At 62.1% G+C, this 18099-nt stretch carries 17 protein-coding genes; all 17 read left to right on the top strand.

The genetic code is table 11. The features are described 5' to 3' along the window. Nucleotides 1-64 precede the first annotated feature (64 nt). Nucleotides 65-1183 carry a WD40/YVTN/BNR-like repeat-containing protein gene (locus tag INT12_RS16210; protein ID WP_193039754.1) on the top strand — a complete coding sequence of 373 codons (1119 nt, stop codon included), beginning with the start codon at nucleotides 65-67 and terminating at the stop codon, nucleotides 1181-1183. Then, on the top strand, nucleotides 1180-3582 hold the full coding sequence (locus tag INT12_RS16215) for an efflux RND transporter permease subunit (RefSeq protein WP_046484108.1): 2403 nt from the start codon (nucleotides 1180-1182) through the stop codon (nucleotides 3580-3582). Before INT12_RS16210 ends, INT12_RS16215 begins: the two co-directional genes overlap by 4 nt. 621 nt (nucleotides 3583-4203) lie before the next feature. Beyond that, the gene (locus INT12_RS32020) at nucleotides 4204-5151 is read left to right on the top strand and encodes a methyl-accepting chemotaxis protein (protein ID WP_370737514.1); all 948 of its coding nucleotides are present in this window, start codon (nucleotides 4204-4206) and stop codon (nucleotides 5149-5151) included. Nucleotides 5152-5268: 117 nt separating this feature from the next. Next, nucleotides 5269-6963, top strand: a complete 1695-nt coding sequence (locus INT12_RS16225; protein ID WP_193039755.1) for a sigma-54-dependent Fis family transcriptional regulator — start codon at nucleotides 5269-5271, stop codon at nucleotides 6961-6963. A 412-nt stretch (nucleotides 6964-7375) separates the two neighbouring features. Then, nucleotides 7376-8305: a catechol 2,3-dioxygenase gene (locus INT12_RS16230; protein WP_017845618.1), complete on the top strand. Its 930-nt coding sequence runs from the start codon at nucleotides 7376-7378 to the stop codon at nucleotides 8303-8305. Nucleotides 8306-8315: 10 nt separating this feature from the next. After that, a complete protein-coding gene (locus INT12_RS16235) occupies nucleotides 8316-8612 on the top strand; it encodes a phenol hydroxylase subunit (RefSeq protein WP_017845619.1) in 297 nt (98 codons plus the stop codon). Nucleotides 8613-8659: 47 nt separating this feature from the next. After that, nucleotides 8660-9652 carry an aromatic/alkene monooxygenase hydroxylase subunit beta gene (locus INT12_RS16240; protein WP_017845620.1) on the top strand — a complete coding sequence of 331 codons (993 nt, stop codon included), beginning with the start codon at nucleotides 8660-8662 and terminating at the stop codon, nucleotides 9650-9652. A gap of 9 nt (nucleotides 9653-9661) precedes the next feature. Continuing rightward, nucleotides 9662-9931: an MmoB/DmpM family protein gene (locus tag INT12_RS16245; RefSeq protein ID WP_017845621.1), complete on the top strand. Its 270-nt coding sequence runs from the start codon at nucleotides 9662-9664 to the stop codon at nucleotides 9929-9931. A gap of 15 nt (nucleotides 9932-9946) precedes the next feature. Next, nucleotides 9947-11467, top strand: a complete 1521-nt coding sequence (locus INT12_RS16250; protein WP_017845622.1) for a YHS domain-containing protein — start codon at nucleotides 9947-9949, stop codon at nucleotides 11465-11467. Between the two features lie 74 nt (nucleotides 11468-11541). Next, the gene (locus INT12_RS16255) at nucleotides 11542-11898 is read left to right on the top strand and encodes a phenol hydroxylase subunit P4 (protein WP_046484115.1); all 357 of its coding nucleotides are present in this window, start codon (nucleotides 11542-11544) and stop codon (nucleotides 11896-11898) included. An 11-nt stretch (nucleotides 11899-11909) separates the two neighbouring features. Further along, nucleotides 11910-12971, top strand: a complete 1062-nt coding sequence (locus tag INT12_RS16260; protein ID WP_017845624.1) for an NADH:ubiquinone reductase (Na(+)-transporting) subunit F — start codon at nucleotides 11910-11912, stop codon at nucleotides 12969-12971. 211 nt (nucleotides 12972-13182) lie between these two features. Next, the gene (locus INT12_RS16265; RefSeq protein ID WP_193058921.1) at nucleotides 13183-14643 is read left to right on the top strand and encodes a 2-hydroxymuconic semialdehyde dehydrogenase; all 1461 of its coding nucleotides are present in this window, start codon (nucleotides 13183-13185) and stop codon (nucleotides 14641-14643) included. Between the two features lie 9 nt (nucleotides 14644-14652). After that, complete coding sequence (dmpE, locus tag INT12_RS16270) at nucleotides 14653-15450, top strand: 2-oxopent-4-enoate hydratase (protein WP_193041076.1); 798 nt, start codon at nucleotides 14653-14655, stop codon at nucleotides 15448-15450. Beyond that, nucleotides 15447-16250 carry a 2-oxo-3-hexenedioate decarboxylase gene (dmpH, locus tag INT12_RS16275; protein WP_046484119.1) on the top strand — a complete coding sequence of 268 codons (804 nt, stop codon included), beginning with the start codon at nucleotides 15447-15449 and terminating at the stop codon, nucleotides 16248-16250. The genes dmpE and dmpH overlap by 4 nt, the downstream gene beginning before the upstream one ends. Before the next feature lie 23 nt (nucleotides 16251-16273). Beyond that, nucleotides 16274-16486, top strand: a complete 213-nt coding sequence (locus INT12_RS16280) for a tautomerase family protein (protein WP_193041077.1) — start codon at nucleotides 16274-16276, stop codon at nucleotides 16484-16486. Beyond that, the gene (locus INT12_RS16285; protein WP_017845628.1) at nucleotides 16483-17397 is read left to right on the top strand and encodes an acetaldehyde dehydrogenase (acetylating); all 915 of its coding nucleotides are present in this window, start codon (nucleotides 16483-16485) and stop codon (nucleotides 17395-17397) included. Before INT12_RS16280 ends, INT12_RS16285 begins: the two co-directional genes overlap by 4 nt. Continuing rightward, nucleotides 17397-18099, top strand: a 703-nt coding sequence (gene dmpG, locus INT12_RS16290) for a 4-hydroxy-2-oxovalerate aldolase (RefSeq protein ID WP_193058922.1), incomplete at its 3' end; no start/stop codon positions are given. The genes INT12_RS16285 and dmpG, both read left to right, overlap by 1 nt.

Raw genomic sequence — 18099 nt, forward strand, 5'->3', positions numbered from 1 at the left:
TCGCCCCGTCGGCGCCGCGCATAGCGGCGACGTCGCGGGGACGTTTTGAAGTCGAGTACGTACCATGCTCACCCAGAATCTGCTTTTCCGGCGCTCGTTGTCCGCTGTTGTTGTCCTCTTCATCGCCGGGTTGTCGAGCGTTGCCCAGTCTGCCAATACCCCGTCCGTTCCTGATCTGCTGGATCTTCCCGCGTTGGAAAGCCAACGCGCCCAACAGGCACTGCAACTTGCGGTCACCCGTGCCGGCGACCGCCTGGTGGCGGTGGGCGAGCGCGGCATCGTGCGGCTTTCCGATGATCGCGGGCGCACGTGGCGCCAGGCCAGGCACGTGCCGGTGAGTGTGGCGCTGACGGCGGTGGTGTTTGTCTCCGCCACCGAAGGCTGGGCGGTGGGGCACAGCGGTGTGGTGCTGCACAGCGCGGACGGCGGTGAGACATGGACACGCCAGTTGGAGGGCAATCAGGTCGCGCAGATCGTTGTGCAGGACGCCCGTGAACGCGCGGCAGCAGGCGAGGCCGGCGCAGACCAGCAACTGCGTAGCGCCGAAGCGCTGGTTGAGGAAGGCCCGGATAAACCGTTTCTCGATGTGGCATTCGTGAGCGCCACGCAGGGGTATGTGGTGGGGGCCTATGGACTGGCACTGCAAACACGCGACGGCGGCACCCATTGGCAATCGCTGATGGGACGGGTGCCGAATCCGCGCGGCCGGCACTTGTATCAGGTGCAGGTGCTCGACCAGCAACTGCTCCTGTGTGGCGAACAGGGAGCGCTGTTCCGTTCCACGGATGGCGGGCGCAGCTTCGCCGAAATCCGCACCCCTTACAGCGGTACGTTTTTCGGTGCGCTGCTGCTCGACGGCCACGGCTTGCTCGCCTATGGCCTGCGCGGAAACGCCTGGCGCAGCCTTGACGATGGCCTGACGTGGCAGAAGGCGCAGATCGGCCAGCCGGTGACACTGAGCGCCGGATTGCGCCTGCGCGATGGATCGTTGTTGCTGGCTGACGAAAGCGGTCGCCTGCTGCGCAGTACCGATCATGCCGCCGATTTTGCAACGTTGCCCCTGCACCCCGGTACCGGTATCACCGGTCTGGCGCAAGCGAGTGATGGCGCGTTGATCCTCTCCAGTTCGCGGGGAATGTCGCGAATCGAGCCCGAGGCAATTGAAGCCGGAGTCAAGCCATGAGCCATATGCCGTCCCTGCCCGCCGATGCGGTGATTGCCGATCTGAACAAGTTCGACCAGCGCTCGGGCACCTTCGCCGAACGGCTGCTGTTCAACAACCGTCTGGCGATTACGCTGATCTGCCTGCTGATCACCCTGGTGCTGGGTTACCAGGCCCTGGGGCTTTCGCTGAATGCCGCTTACGAAAAGATGATCCCCACCGGCCATCCGTACATCGCCAATTTCCTGGAAAACCGTAAACAACTGGCCGGGATGGGCAATACCTTGCGCATTGCGGTGGAGGCCAAGGAGGGGTCGATTTTCGACGCCGAGTACCTGGACACCGTGCGTCAGCTCAGCGATGAGGTGTTCCTGATTCCCGGCGTCGACCGGCCTTACATGAAGTCGCTGTGGGCCCCGGCGGTGCGCTGGACCGGCGTGACCGAAGACGGCCTGGACGGCGGCCCGGTGATTCCCGACGACTTCGACGGCTCGCCCCAGAGCCTCGAACAGGTGCGTATCAACGTCGAGCGCTCCGGTGAAATCGGGCAGTTGGTGGCGGCCAACTACAAGTCGAGCATTATCCTGGTGCCGCTGCAGGAGAAGATCGCCGAAACCGGCGAACGCATTGATTATCACGCGTTGTCCCAGCGTATCGAGCAACTGCGCGCCAAGTATGAGTCGGACAAAGTCGCCATCCATGTCACCGGCTTTGCCAAGGTCGTGGGGGATCTGATCGACGGTCTGAAGCAGGTGCTGGTGTTCTTTGCCGCCGCCATCGCGATCTGCACCGCGGTGCTGTTCTGGTACACCCGATGCCTGCGCAGCACCTTGCTGGTGGTGTTGTGTTCGATGGTAGCGGTGGTGTGGCTGCTGGGTTTGTTGCCGACGCTGGGTTATGAATTGGACCCGTACTCGGTATTGGTGCCGTTTCTGGTATTCGCCATCGGCATGAGCCACGGCGCGCAGAAAATGAACGGCATCATGCAGGACATCGGGCGTGGCACCCACCGGCTGGTGGCGGCGCGATACACGTTTCGCCGCTTGTTCCTCGCCGGCATGACCGCATTGCTGGCCGATGCGGTGGGCTTTGCGGTGCTGATGGTGATCGACATCCAGGTCATCCAGGACCTGGCCATCACCGCGAGCATGGGGGTGGCGGTGCTGATTTTCACCAATCTGGTGTTGCTGCCGATCCTGCTGTCGTACACCGGTGTCAGCCCGGCGGCGGCCCAACGCAGCCTGCGGGACGAGCTGCAGGAGCGTGACGACAGGGCGCACAAAAAACACCCGTTTTGGGCGTTCCTCGACCTGTTCACCCGTCGCCCCTGGGCCACGGTCGCCGTGGCGCTCGGGCTGGTCCTGGGGGGCGTGGGCCTGGCGGTGAGCACGCAGTTGAAGATCGGCGACACCGACCCGGGCGCGCCGGAGTTAAGGCCGGACTCGCGCTACAACCGCGACAATGCCTTTATCGTCGCCAACTACGCCGCGAGCAGCGATGTGTACATCGTGATGGTCAAGACCCCGCAATATGCCTGCGCCCACTACAGCACCTTGCACACCGTGGATGCACTGGAGCGCGAGTTGCAGCAACTGCCGGGGGTCGAGACCACCAGTTCGCTCGCCGGGTTGGCCAAGACCGCCAATGCGGGCATGAACGAGGGCAGCCTCAAATGGTTCGAGATGCCGCGCTCCCAGGACATGCTCAATTCGATCATCACCCGCGCGCCCCGGGAAATGTTCAACCAGAACTGCGATCTGCTGACCCTTTACGCCTACCTCAAAGACCACAAGGCCGACACGCTCACCAGTGTGGTCAATACCGTGGAAGCCTTCGCGGCCAAGTACGGCACGGACGACATCCGTATCCTCAATGCCGCCGGGAATGCCGGGGTCGAGGCTGCGACCAACATCGTGGTGAAGAAAGCCAACACGCAGATGTTGTTCCTGGTCTACGCCGCCGTGATCGTACTGGCCTTCATCACGTTCCGCTCATGGCGTGCGGTGGTGTGCGCGGTGCTGCCGCTGATGCTCACCTCCGTGCTGTGCGAGGCGTTGATGGTGGGGCTGAACATCGGCGTCAAAGTCGCCACGCTGCCGGTGATCGCACTGGGCGTGGGCATCGGCGTGGACTACGCGCTGTATGTGATGACGGTGACCCTGACGCACTTGAAAGCGGGCATGACGCTGTCGCAGGCGTATTACAAAGCACTGATTTTCACCGGCAAGGTGGTGGTGCTCACCGGTATCACCCTGGGCATCGCGGTGGCCACATGGGCGTGGTCGCCGATCAAGTTCCAGGCCGATATGGGCATCTTGCTGGCCTTCATGTTCGTCTGGAACATGCTCGGCGCGCTGATTCTGCTGCCGGCCCTGGCGCACTTTTTGTTGCGCCCCAAGGCAGCGGTTGCGCACGTCTGAGTGGAATGATTGCCAACGCCGGCGCGGTCCCTCCGCGGAGCGCCGGATAAGCGTCACGTCGGTGAAAAGGACGGAGTTACGATGCTGAGTAAATTGAGCCTGCATCCACGGGATCTGCTCGCGCTGCTGTCGCTCGCGGTTGCCGCGTTCGCCAGCGGAGTCGATGCCCTCGGCTGGCAGGCCGGCTGGTTGCTGGTGATGGTCGTGTCGGGGGTGTGCCTGCTGCATGGGATTGGCCAGCGCGAGCAACGGGTTGTGGCGGCGCTGGCGCATACCCGCGCACTGCTCGACGACCGGCAACGGGTGGCGGGTGGCGCCGTGGATTCAATCGAGCGCCTGCAGGCGGTGCTGCACGACAAGGTGACCGCGGTCAAACGCATGCGCAGCCTGGCCTGCGACCTCACCGTGGCGACCGGCACGCTGGTGTCGGGCTTTACCGAAGCGGTGGCCACGGCGGACCGTCAGTCCGCGATGGCCCGCGACGCCATGGTGGACGTTGAAACCATGGCCGAGCAGGCCCGCGTGACCGCCACCGAAGCGACGGTTCTGGCGGAGGCGAGCAGCAGCGCACGCGACCAGGTCAGCGCCGGTGGCGAGCAGGTGCAACGGGTCGCCGACGACATGCTGGATCTGTCCAACGTCGTGGCCTCGGTGGCCGAAGAGTTCGACTGCGTGCGCGAGCAGGTGGCGCGGGTCGGTGAAATCGTTGCAATCATCCAGAGCATTGCCGGGCAAACCAATCTGTTGGCGCTCAATGCCGCCATCGAGGCGGCGCGTGCCGGTGAGCAGGGGCGCGGTTTCAGCGTGGTCGCCGATGAAGTGCGCAAGCTCGCCGAAAGCACCGGTAGCGCCACCCTCAGTGTGGGCGAGATCATTTCCCTGATTGGCCAGAGCATCGACCGCCTAGACCAGCGCCTGGCCCAGACCCGGCAAGGGGCCGCGCAAGGGGTGACGCGTGCCAACCAGGCCTCGGCGGTGTTGAACGGTATTGCCGCCACGTCCCACAGCGTGCAGCAGGCGGTGCATGGCATTGCCGAACGCGCCGGCAGCGAGACGCAAACGGCGCGCAAGGTGCTGGCCGACTCCAGCATAGTGGCGCGTCTGGCCGCCGAACTGGACAACAACGTCAACGGCTGCAACGCCGGCCTGCGCGGGCTGATGCTGGGCCTGGTCGATCTCAAAAGCCTGGCCGGTGAAATTGACGTCAGCCGCGATGCACATGCCGCCATGCTGGAGGCTGTCGAAGAAATTCGTGCCCATAACATCATGGTGTTGAATGCCCGCGAAACAGCGCAGATGCTCGCGCATATTCAGCGTATTCACGTGCTGGACCGGGAGATCGATGCCTGGCTCGCGCAGGCGATAACCGAATGCGAGCCGGTTGATGCACGGCGCAGTGACAATCTGTTGGCCGTGCGCAAAGCGCTGGACGCCTACCGGCATGTGCGTGACGAGTTGCTGGAGGCCGCGCAAAGTGGGAGGCTTGAGCACGCGCTTGAACGCGGTACGCCATTGGTTCGTCAGGCCTACCACGTGGTAAAGGAGGCATGCGCCGCATTAGCCGCTTAGACTCGGCCCATGACGAAGGCACTGGATCGCTTGTAGAACAATAAACGCCAGCGGCGTGGCAAGGGCTCAGGCCTTCCAGTCGACTGGTCCGCGATGGGCTGGGCTTTAGGTATTTACATGGCAGAGCAACCTCTGATTGAGCGCTTCAATCTTCGTTCACGACTGCGCTTCAATGTCGAAACCGGGCAAATCTGGCTCGACGAGAACCGCATGCTCTTGATGCATGCCAAGGCGTTCGGCGCTTTACGCCAGGAACTGATCGAATCCCTTGGGCCCAGCCGCGCCAAAGGGCTGCTGTTTCGGATGGGCTTCGCCGCCGGCCAGCACGATGCCGATCTCGCCCAGAAACTGTTCGGTGAAGGCGACAACTACGACGTATTCAAGATCGGCCCCGAGTTGCACGCGTTCGAGGGTTTGGTGCGCTCGACCATTATAGAGGCCAAGATCGATTGGGAAGACGGCAGCTTTTTTGGCACGGTCAATTGCGATAACTCCTGGGAAGCCGAGTCCCATTTGCAGTTGTTCGGAGTCAGTGCCGAGCCGAGTTGCTGGAACCTGGCCGGCTACGCATCGGGCTATGTCACGCGCTTCTTCAATCGGGTGGTGATCTTCCGCGAAACCCAATGTGTCTGTTGTGGTGCCTCCAGTTGCATGTTGGAAGGACGGCCAATCGAGGCCTGGGGGGATGCGGATTTTTTGCAGCATTGTCTGCGCCCCGAAGATGCGCAAACCACCTTCGAGCAGTTGCAGGAGGAGCTATGGCAACTGCGCGGCTGGCAACGTGAACAGCGCCCGCCGGGCAAGTTGGTGGGCAGCTCGCCGGCCTTTACCGCCGCCTTCAGCCTGCTGAGAAAAGCCGCCAACAGCCCCATCACCGTGTTGCTGCTCGGCGAAACCGGGGTGGGCAAGGAAGTGTTCGCGCGCTGGCTGCACGAAAACAGCGGGCGCGATGAAAAGCCTTTTGTGGCGGTCAATTGTGCCGCCATTCCCAATGACTTGATCGAGTCTGAACTGTTCGGTGTGCAGAAGGGCGCCTATACGGGCGCCCAGGTTTCGCGCCCCGGCAAGTTCGAGCGCGCCGATGGCGGCACGCTGTTTCTCGATGAGTTGGGCGAGCTGTCGCCGGCGGCTCAGGTCAAGTTGCTGCGCGTCCTCCAGACCGGCGAGGTCGAGCGCCTGGGCGATGACAAAGTGCGCAAGGTCAACGTGCGCCTGGTGGCGGCGACCAACGTCAATTTGCAGCAGGCGATTGCCGACGGTCGTTTTCGCGCTGACCTCTACTACCGCCTGGCCACGTACCCCCTGGAGATTCCACCGCTGCGCAAGCGCAAGTCGGATATTCCCGTGCTGGTTGCCGTGCTGCTGGAAAAATACACGCCGCTGTACCACAAGACCATTCAAGGCGTGAGCGATCTGGCCATGCAGGGCCTGATGGCCTACGACTGGCCGGGCAATGTCCGTGAACTGGAAAACCTGGTGGAGCGTGCGGTATTGCTGGTGCCGTCTGGGGGGCACATTGAATTGCAGCATCTTTTCCCTGGCGTGGCGCCGGTGACCGCACAAGGCGCGGTGATAGACCGCGAAGGCAAAGTGGGCAACGCCGACGAGGCCAGGACCGACCAATTGTATGAAACCTTGCTGGTCGACGGTTTCGACCTGCAGGCCCATGAAGCGCGTTTGCTGCAGCTTGCCGTCACACGCGCGCATGGCAACCTGACCCATGCGGCGCGCCTGCTGGGTATCACCCGCCGGCAGTTGGCGTACCGGGTGAAACAGGCATTGGGGGATGACAGCCCGGCCGCGAGCGCCTGACAAAAACGTACAGCCGCCACCCCTTCGGCGCGCCGCCACTGCGCCTTTGCGCTTGCAGTTGTTTTGGCTCGCGAGTGGAGGATGGCGGCTGCGCCGTTTTCGCCTTAAAGCACCCTGCGGTGCTTTTTTTTCGCCTGTTTTACTGACCGTCGCGGCCGTTCATTGGTCGGTGCCCCGGCCTTTGCGCAAGCGCCCTGACGTTTTTGTAAGGCTGGAAGGGGGGATGGACATAAACGTCAGTCCAGGGGCTGGGTCCAGTGTCCGGTTTTTCATGGTAAGTCGTTTTAAATCAATTATTTACCTTTGTTGGCATCATCTCTGCAATGCAGGGTTGAGTGTGTGAACCCGGCTCCTGTCCGCCTGCCCAGGCGGTACGGAGCCAACCTCATCCAGCCAATAAAGGAGACAATAAATGGCGATGACAGGTGTATTGCGTCCGGGCCATGCCCAGGTGCGCGTGTTGAACCTTGAAGAAAGCGTTCATTTCTATCGCAATGTGCTGGGGCTGGTCGAGACCGGGCGTGACGATCAGGGACGGGTGTACTTCAAGTGCTGGGATGAGCGCGATCACAACTGCTATGTGATCCGTGAAGCGGACACTGCCGGTATCGACTTCTTCGGCTTCAAGGTACTGGACAAGGCCACCCTGGAGAAGCTCGATGCCGACCTGCAGGCCTACGGGCTGGCCACCACCCGCATCCCCGCCGGTGAGTTGCTGGAAACCGGCGAGCGTGTGCGCTTTGAATTGCCCTCGGGCCATCTGATTGAGCTGTACGCCGAAAAGAGCTGTGTCGGCAACGGTATTCCTGAAGTCAACCCAGCCCCGTGGAATGCGCTGCGCGAGCACGGTATTGCGCCGATTCAGTTGGACCACTGCCTGCTGTACGGTCCCAACATTGCGCAAGTGCAGAAAATCTTCACCGAGGTCCTGGGCTTCTACCTGGTCGAACGCGTCCTCAACCCGGAGGGCGACGGTGACGTCGGCATCTGGCTGTCGTGTTCGCACAAGGTCCATGACATCGCCTTCGTTGAATATCCCGAGAAGGGCAAGCTGCACCACTGTTCGTTCCTGCTCGAGTCCTGGGAGCAGGTGCTGCGTGCCGGCGACATCATGTCCATGAACGAAGTGAACGTCGATATCGGCCCCACCCGCCATGGCGTGACCCGCGGTTGCACCATCTATGCCTGGGACCCCTCCGGTAACCGCTTCGAGACCTTCATGGGCGGCTACCACCCCTATCCGGACTACCAGCCGCTGTCCTGGACCTACGACAACTTCGCCCAGGGCCTGGACTACCCGCAACGCAAGTTGCACGAATCGTTCCTGACCGTCGTGACTTGAGGGCGCTCCCATGAGCTTCCCTGATCAGTCACTCGAGATGCAGCCGGCCGACATGGACACGCGCAAGCGTTACGTGCGTGTCACCGGCAGTCGTGGCAGCCAGTTTGTCGAATTCGACTTTGCCATCGGTGAGCCCGAATTATTCGTGGAAATGATCCTGACGCACGAGGCCTTTGCCGAGTTCTGCCGCGCCAACCAGGCGCGCCCCATGGCGGCGTTGCCTGAGGTCGCAGATGAGGATGAGGACGACGCCCGGCAATGGGACTGGCGTCTGGCGGATGCCACTCAGGTTCGTTTCAAAAACTAATCGTTGTTGACGCTTCACCCTGAGTGAGGCGTTCGTGGGAGTCAGCTATGCACATCGATCTTCGTACGGTCAGCATCCAGCCCTTGCGGCAGACGTTCGACCATTTGGCCCGTCGGTTTGGCGACAAACCTTCCTCGCGGTACCAGGAAGGCAGCTACGACATTCAACCGGTGGAAAACCTGCATTACCGACCGACCTGGGACCCGGATCAAACCCTGTACGACGCCAGCGTCACCCAAATCGTGATGAGCGACTGGTACGTGTTGAAAGACCCGCGCCAGTTCTATTACAGCACCTACACGCTGGCACGCGCGCGGCAGCAGGAAACCACCGAAGCCAACTTCAACTTCGTGGAAACCCGCGGTCTGGTGGACCTGTTGCCGGACGCACTGCGCCAACGCGTCCTCAACCTGCTGGTGCCGCTGCGCCATGCCGCCTGGGGCGCCAACCTCAACAACACGTTCATCTGCAGCTATGGCTACGGAACGGTGTTCACCCAGCCGTGCATGTACCACGCGATGGATAACCTCGGCATCGCCCAGTACCTGTCGCGCATCGGCCTGCTGCTGGGCGCAACCGAAGCCCTGGACGCCGGCAAGGCGGCCTGGATGGAGGGCGATGCCTGGCAAGGGCTGCGTCGTTACACCGAGGACTGCTTGGTGGTGCGCGATCCGTTCGAGCTGTTTGTCGCGCAGAACGTGGCTTTGGACGGCTTGCTGTACCCGCTGGTGTACCAGGGCATCGTCGACGATCAGTTCGCCGCCGCTGGCGGATCGCTGGTGGCCATGCTCACCCAGTTCATGAGCGACTGGTTCGATGAAACGCGCAAGTGGGTGGACGCGGTGATGAAGGTGGCGGCTGCCGAATCCGAACATAACCGCGCGCTGTTGCAGGCCTGGACAATCCAGTGGCGCGACCGCGCTGCCGCGGCCCTGCTGCCGGTGATCGAGCAAGAGTTCGCCGGCAACGCGGATGAAGTGATGAGCGAGCAACTGGCTGCCTTCCGGGTACGCCTGGATAAAACCGGTGTTGAGGTCTGAGGAGCGGCTATGTCGACTGTATTTATTGCACTGCAAACCAATGAAGAAACCCGCCCGATCATCGAAGCGATCGAGCTGGATAACCCCGAGGCCGTGGTCAACCGCGAGCCGGCCATGGTCAAGATCAACGCCCCGGGCCGCCTGGTCATTCGCCGCGAAAGCATCGAAGCGCAACTGGGCCGCAGCTTCGACATGCAGGAGCTGAACATCAATCTGATCACGCTCTCCGGCAATGTCGACGAAGACGAAGACGCCTTGACCCTGACCTGGGGCAACTAAGCGAGGATATTTGGCATGGACATGAAAACCGTTCACAAAAAGCTCAATGCAAAAGACAAATACCGCCTGCTCACGCGCGACCTCGCCTGGGAGCCGTCGTACCGCACCGAGGAGGAGATTTTCCCCTACATCGCCTATGAAGGCTTGAAGATCCATGACTGGAACAAGTGGGAAGATCCGTTCCGCCTGACCATGGACGCCTACTGGAAATACCAGGCCGAAAAGGAGCGCAAGTTCTACGCCATCATCGACGCCCACGCGCAGAACAATGGCCACCTCAACATCACCGATGCGCGCTACCTGTCGGCGCTGAAAATCTTCCTGCAGGCCATCAGCCCCGGTGAGTATGCCGCGCACAAAGGCTTTGCGCGCGCGGGTCGAGAGTTTCGCGGCGTCGGTACGCAAGTGGCCTGCCAGATGCAGGCCATCGACGAGCTTCGCCATGCGCAGACGCAAATCCACGCCTTGTCCAACTACAACAAGTTCTACAACGGCTTCCATGCCTTTGCCGATCAGCGCGACCGCATCTGGTACACCTCGGTGGCCCGCTCGTTCTTTGACGATGCGATGTCTGCCGGTCCGTTCGAGTTCATGATCGCCATCGGCTTTTCGTTCGAGTACGTGCTCACCAACCTGCTGTTTGTGCCGTTCATGTCCGGCGCCGCCTATAACGGCGATATGGCCACGGTCACCTTTGGCTTCTCCGCGCAGTCGGACGAAGCGCGGCACATGACCCTCGGCCTGGAGTGCATCAAGTTCATGCTCGAGCAAGACCCGGCCAACCTGCCGATCGTCCAAGGCTGGATCGACAAGTGGTTCTGGCGCGGCTTCCGCGTGCTGGGCCTGGTCAGCACCATGATGGATTACATGCTGCCCAAGCGCGTGATGTCGTGGCGCGAGGCCTGGGAGATCTACGGCGCCGAGAATGGCGGCGCGCTGTTCAAGGACCTGGCGCGTTACGGTATCCGCCCACCCAAGAGCTGGGACGATGCCGAGGCCAGCATCGACCACATGTCCCACCAGTTCATGCTGGGTCTGTACCAGTGGAGTTTCGGGACCGCGTTCCACGCCTGGATTCCGTCGGATGACGATATGCAGTGGCTGTCCGCCAAGTACCCGACCACGTTCGACAAGTACTACCGCCCGCGCTGGGAGCACATCAAGAAAATGGCGGCGGCCGGCACCCCGTTCAAGAACTACGGCCTGGCCAAATTGTGCCAGTGCTGCCAGTTGCCTACGGTGTTCACCGAGCCGGATGACCCGACCCTGATCTGCCATCGGCAGGTGCAGTACAAGGGCGACAAGTACCACTTCTGCTCTGATCACTGCATGGGCATCTTCAACAACGAGCCGGAAAAATACATCCAGGCCTGGCTGCCGATGCCGGCGCTGTTCCAGGCGCCCACCCATGGTGACCTGGGCGCATGGATGGACTGGGTGTCACTCAAGGACGGCCAGGACAACGGCGACTTCGCCGACTCCCAGGACCGCCGCAACTTCGAGATGTGGCGCGGCATGGCGACGTCCAACCAGTAACCACGTGACAACCCGACGGGCGTGGCCGACGCATTCGGCGGCCACGCCCCGCTAACAAGAATAAGGAGAGCACCATGCCTGTAGTCGCCCGTAAAGAGTACGTGGGCGTTGCCCGTGATCGCGTTGAAAACTTCAATGGCAAGCAGTTGGTGTACGCCAGCTGGGATCACCACTTGCTGTTCGCAGCCCCGTTCCTGCTGTGTCTGACGCCGCAAACCACGTTTGCCCAGTTGCTGGAAACGGCCCTTGCACCTTTGCTGCAGGCCGACCCGGATGCCGCGCTGATCGACTGGCAGCACGTGCAATGGCTCAAGGACAACCAACCCTGGGTGCCCGACCTGGACGCCAGCCTGGTTGCCAACGGCATCGGCCACAAAGACCAGTTGCGCTTCAAGACGCCCGGTCTCAACACCCTATGTGCGACCCACTGAGGGGGCGAGTCATGAGCTATGAATTAACGATCGAGCCGCTGGGTCAGACCATTGCAATCGAAGAGGGCCAAACCATTCTCGACGCCGCGTTGCGCGCCGGTATCTACCTGCCGCATGCCTGCTGCCACGGGCTGTGTGCCACCTGCAAAATCCAGGTGGTCGATGGCGAGATCGAGCATGGCGAAGCCTCCAGCTTTGCCCTGATGGATTTCGAGCGCGAAGAGAAAAAGTGCCTGGCCTGCTGTGCCACCGCCGAAAGTGATTTGGTGATCGAGGCGCAGATCGACGAAGACGACGACGCACAAAACCTGCCGGTGCGTGATTTCGCAGGCACCGTCAGCCGCATTGAAACCCTGACGCCGACCATCAAGGGCGTGTGGATCAAGCTCGACGCGCCCGAAGGCATGCACTTCCAGGCCGGTCAGTACATCAACCTGCAGTTACCCGACGGCATTGGCAGTCGGGCCTTTTCGGTGGCCAACGCACCGGCGCCCGGCAGCGAGATTGAGTTGAACATCCGCATCGTGCCCGGTGGCCGAGGCACCGCGTATGTACACGAGCAATTGCAGGTCGGCGAGCGGGTGGGCATCACCGGTCCGTACGGGCGCTTTTTCGTGAAAAAGTCGGCGCGCCTGCCCGTGATCTTCATGGGCGGCGGCTCGGGGTTGTCGAGCCCGCGCTCGATGATTCTCGATCTGTTGGCGCAAGGTTTTGAGCTGCCGATTACTCTGGTCTACGGTCAACGTAACCGTGACGAGCTGTACTACCACGACGAGTTTCTCGCCATGGCCGAGCAATACCCGAACTTCACCTACGTGCCGGCGCTGTCCCATGAACCTGAAGGCTCATCGTGGCCGGGCTTTCGTGGCTTCGTGCATGAGGCCGCCAAAGCCCACTTCGACAACGACTTCCGCGGACACAAGGCGTACTTGTGCGGCCCGCCGCTGATGATCGACGCCTGTATCAGTACCTTGATGCAGGGACGCTTGTTCGAGCGCGATATCTACATCGAGAAGTTCATCTCGGCGGCGGATGCGCAGCAGGTTCGCAGCCCCCTGTTCAAAGCGATTTGATCCACCGGCCCCGCCCCTCGAACGATGCGAGAGGGGCGGACGAGGCCTGCCGCCCAGCCGTTTTAGACATACCTTAAGGGTATCGAGTGAGGCCAAATAAAGTATTAGTCGGTATCTGCCGGCTTTTCTAGACTCGCACTCAGTGACTCATGCCGGACTGGCCGTGGCAGGTACAGGCGGTCGTCATACGAACAATAACTACGGAGCTCTCATGCGCCAGATCAAGCACTTCATTGCCGGTGAGTTTACCGACGCTGCCAGTGGTGTACGGTTCAACAAACACTCCCCGCTGGACAACAGCGTCATCTGCTCGGTCAGCGAAGCCGGGCGTGGCGAGGTGGATGCGGCCGTCAGCGCCGCGCGCAATGCCCTGCAGGGCGAATGGGGCCGCCTGAGCACCGACCAGCGCGTGGAGCTGCTGTACGGCGGGGCCAACGAAATCACCCGCCGCTTCGATGACTTCGTCGAAGCGGAGATGTCCGACACCGGCCAGCCCGAGCACGTGATGAAGCATGTGTTCATCCCGCGCGGCGCGGCCAACTTCAAAGTGTTCGCCGACGTGATCAAGAACGTCGCCAGTGAGTCGTTCCAAACGGACACCCCCGACGGCCGTGGCGCATTGAACTACACGACGCGCCGGCCCAAGGGCGTGATCGGGGTGGTCTGCCCGTGGAACGCGCCCTTCATGTTGATGACCTGGAAGGTCGGCCCGGCCCTGGCCTGCGGCAATACCGTGGTGGTCAAGCCATCGGAGGAGTCACCGCAGACGGCCACCTTGCTGGGCGAAGTGATGAACACGGTCGGCATTCCCAAGGGGGTGTACAACGTGGTGCATGGCTTCGGTCCCGATTCGGCCGGGGAGTTCGTCACCCGGCATCCGCAGGTCGATGCCATTACCTTTACCGGCGAGACGCGTACCGGCACGGCCATCATGAAAGCCGCTGCCGAAGGCATGCGTGATGTGTCGTTCGAGCTGGGCGGCAAGAACGCCGGCATTGTGTTCGCCGATGCCGACTTCGAAGCGGCAGTGGAGAGCTTCTCCCGTTCGGTGTTCCTCAATACCGGGCAGGTGTGCCTGGGCACTGAGCGGGTGTATGTCGAGCGGCCGATCTTCGAGCGTTTCGTGCAGGCGCTGAAGGCCAGGGCCGAGGCGGTGAAGTACGGCCGCCCCGATGATCGTCACGCCAATTACGGCCCGCTGATCAGCCAGGAACACCGGGAAAAAGTCCTGTCGTACTACCGCAAGGCGGTCGAGGAGGGCGCCACCGTCGTGACCGGCGGCGGGGTGCCGCAGATGCCGTCCGACCTGGCAGCTGGCGCCTGGGTGCAACCGACCATCTGGACCGGCTTGCCGGAGAGCGCGACGGTCGTGCAACAGGAAATTTTCGGCCCGTGCTGCCACATCTCTCCCTTCGATAGCGAAGACGACGTGGTCGCCAAGGCCAACGCCACCGAGTACGGCCTGTCGACCACCATCTGGACCAGCAACCTGGCGCGTGCGCACCGCATGGCGGCCCGCATCGACGTGGGCATCACCTGGATCAACAGCTGGTTCCTGCGCGACTTGCGTACGCCGTTCGGCGGTTCCAAACAGTCCGGGATCGGCCGTGAAGGCGGCGTGCATTCGCTGGAGTTCTACACCGAAACCCGCAACGTCTGCGTGAAACTCTGAGGCTCCCCCATGAATCAGCAAACCATCGAGCAGTATGGCGACGAGCTGTATCAGGCGTTCGTGTCCCGTCGCGTCATCGCGCCGTTGCTCAGTCGTGAACCGCAGATCCGCATCGAGGATGCCTACCGCATCCAGGAGCGGTTCATTGCCCGTCGCCTGGCCGCCGGGGAAACCATCGTCGGCAAGAAGATCGGCGCCACCAGCAAGCCCGTGCAGGACTTTCTCGGGGTGTACCAGCCGGACTTCGGCATGCTCACCTCGGGCATGGTGTTTGCCGACGGCGACACCCTCGACCTGGGCCAGATGATCCAGCCCAAGGCCGAGGCGGAACTGGCCTTTGTCCTCAAGCACGACCTCAAGGGCCCGGGCATCACCGCCATGGACGTGATTCGCGCCACAGATTATGTGGTGCCGTGTTTCGAAGTCGTCGATTCACGCATCCGCGACTGGCAAATCAAGATCCAGGACACCGTGGCGGACAACGCCTCCTGTGGTGTGTTTGTGCTGGGCACGACCCAGGGCGATCCGCGCTGGCTGGATATCACCCTGGCCGGCATGGTGCTGGAGAAGAACGGCGAAGTGTTCTCCACCGGCGTCGGCGCCGCCGTGCAAGGCTCGCCCGCCAATGCCGTGGCCTGGCTGGCCAATACGCTGGGTGAGCTGGGCATTCCGTTCAAAGCGGGGGAGGTGATCCTCTCCGGCTCGCAGTCGGCGCTGGTGCCGGTGGCGGATGGCGACGAGTTGGTCTGCCGGGTCGGCGGCCTGGGCAGTTGCCGGGTGAAGTTTTCTGGAAGGAGTGCCGTATGAGCCGCGAACTGACGCTGTCCCGCGAAGATATCGTGCGCCTGTGCGAACGGGTCGAAGGCGCACAGACCCGCGCTTATGCCATTCCAAAACTGACCGACGACTACCCGCAGATGACCATCGCCGATGGCTACGCGGTGCAGAACGAACTGCGTCGCCGCTATATCGCCCAGGGGCACAGGCAAGTCGGCTGGAAAGCCGGGCTGACGTCCAAGGCGAAGATGCTGCAAATGGGCGTCAGCGTGCCTTCGATCGGCTTTCTGACCGACCGCATGGCGCGCCCCGAAAGCTCGGCGATCAGCACCTCCGACCTGGTTCATCCACGGGTCGAGTGCGAAGTCGCATTCGTCATGAAGGCCGACCTGCGCGGCCCGGGTTGCACTGCCGCCGATGTGTTGGCCGCGACCGACTATGTACTCCCGGCGGTGGAAATCATCGACTCGCGGTTTTCCGGCTTCAAGTTCGACCTGGCCAGCGTGATTGCGGACAACGGTTCGTCGGCGCGCTTCGTCGGCGGCGGGCGTAGCCGCTATGTCGCGGATCTGGACCTGCCGACCCTGGGTGTGGTGATGGAAAAGAATGGCGAGATCGTGACCATGGGCGCCGCCGCCGCGGTGATGGGGCATCCGGCTGAGGCCATCGCCATGTTGGTGAATATCCTCGCCGAGATGGACGAGTCATTGCCCGCCGGCAGCTTTGTGATGAGCGGCGGCATTACCGAAGCGATCGCGGTGAAGCCCGGCGACAGCATCGTGGCGCGCTTCCAAGAGTTGGGCAGCGTATCGATGCGCTTCGTTGAATAACCACAAGCACCCAGGAGGCAGTCATGCCCATTATTGAAATGCATTTGGCCGAGGGCCGTACTGCCGAGCAAAAGAGCCGTATGGCTGTCGCGGTCACTGAAGTGGTGTGCCTCAGCCTGCAATGCCCCGCGGAAACCGTAAGGATTCTGATCACCGAGCACGCGCGCGACGGGTTTTACGTGGCCGGCCTGGACATGGCCCAGCGCGCCGCCAAGCAGCGGGAGCAGGGCCAATGAAAAAGATCAAATGTGCGTTGATCGGTTCCGGCAACATCGGCACCGACCTGATCTACAAGATCCTGCGCAGCCCGGTGCTTGAACCGGTATGGATGGTGGGCATCGACCCGAACTCCGAAGGGCTGTTGCGGGCCCGCGAAATGGGCTTGAAAACCACCCACGAAGGCGTCGATGGCCTGCTCCCGCACGTGTTGGAGGACGGCATTCAGATCGCTTTTGATGCCACCAGTGCTTATGTGCATGCGGAAAACAGCCGCAAGCTCAATGCCCTGGGCGTGTTGATGATCGACCTGACCCCGGCGGCCATCGGCCCGCTCTGTGTACCGCCGGTGAACCTGCGCGAACACGCCAAGACGCTGCAGATGAACGTCAACATGATCTCCTGCGCGGGGCAGGCCACCATTCCCATCGTTAACGCTGTCTCGCGCATTCAAAGCGTGGCATATGCGGAAATCGTTGCCAGTTTGGCGTCAAAATCGATTGGCCCGGGCACCCGCGCCAACCTGGATGAATTCACCAACACCACTTCGAGCGCCATCGAGAAAATCGGTGGTGCGCGCAAGGGCAAGGCGTTGGCCATCATCAACCCGGCCGAGCCGCCCATGATGATGCGCAACACCATCTATTGCCTGACCGATGAAGAGCCCGATCGTGTGCGCATCCGAGAATCGATCCTGCAAATGATCACCGAAGTGACGAAGTACGTGCCCGGTTATCGCCTGGTCAACGGTCCCATTTTCGACGGCAAGAAAGTCTCGATATTCATGGAGGTGGCCGGCCTGGGTGACTACCTGCCCACCTACGCGGGCAACCTGGACATCATGACCGCGGCCGCCACCCGCACTGCCGAAATGTTTGCCGAGGAAATTCTCGCCGGCACGCTTCACCTTAAAGCCCCGGAGGTCGCGTAATGAGCCAGTCCAACCCTACGAGCCTGCAGGGCCGCAAAGTGATCCTGCATGACATGTGCCTGCGCGATGGCATGCACGCCAAGCGCGAGCAGATCAGCGTGGCGCAAATGGTCAAGGTCGCCACTGCGCTGGACGATGCCGGGGTGCCTTACATTCAGGTCACCCATGGCGGTGGTTTGGGTGGCAATTCGCTGCAGCACGGCTTTGCTCCGCACAGCAACGAGGAATACATCAGCGCGGTAGCTCCGCTGATGAGGCAGGCGAAGATTTCCGTGCTGCTGATTCCGGGGCTGGGCACCATGAAAGAGCTGCAGTCGGCTTACGATTGCGGCGCGCGCAGCGTACACGTCGCCACCCATTGCACTGAGGCGGACACATCGCCGCAGCACATTGCCTACGCGCGAAAGCTGGGTATGGATACCTCCGGGTTCCTGATGATGGCGCACCTCAATGATGCGGCCGGCATCGCCCGGCAGGGCAAGCTGATGGAGTCCTACGGCGCGCAGACGGTGTACGTCACCGACTCGGCCGGCTACATGTTGCCGGAAGACGTGAAGGCCCGGGTCGGGGCGCTGCGCGAGGTGCTGAACCCGGAAACCGAGATCGGCTTCCATGGCCACCACAACCTGGGCATGGGCGTGGCCAACTCGATTGCCGCCATCGAGGCCGGCGCGAGCCGGATCGACGGATCGGTCGCGGGGC

Source organism: Pseudomonas sp. K8, from assembly GCF_014889455.1.
Lineage (GTDB): Bacteria > Pseudomonadota > Gammaproteobacteria > Pseudomonadales > Pseudomonadaceae > Aquipseudomonas > Aquipseudomonas veronii.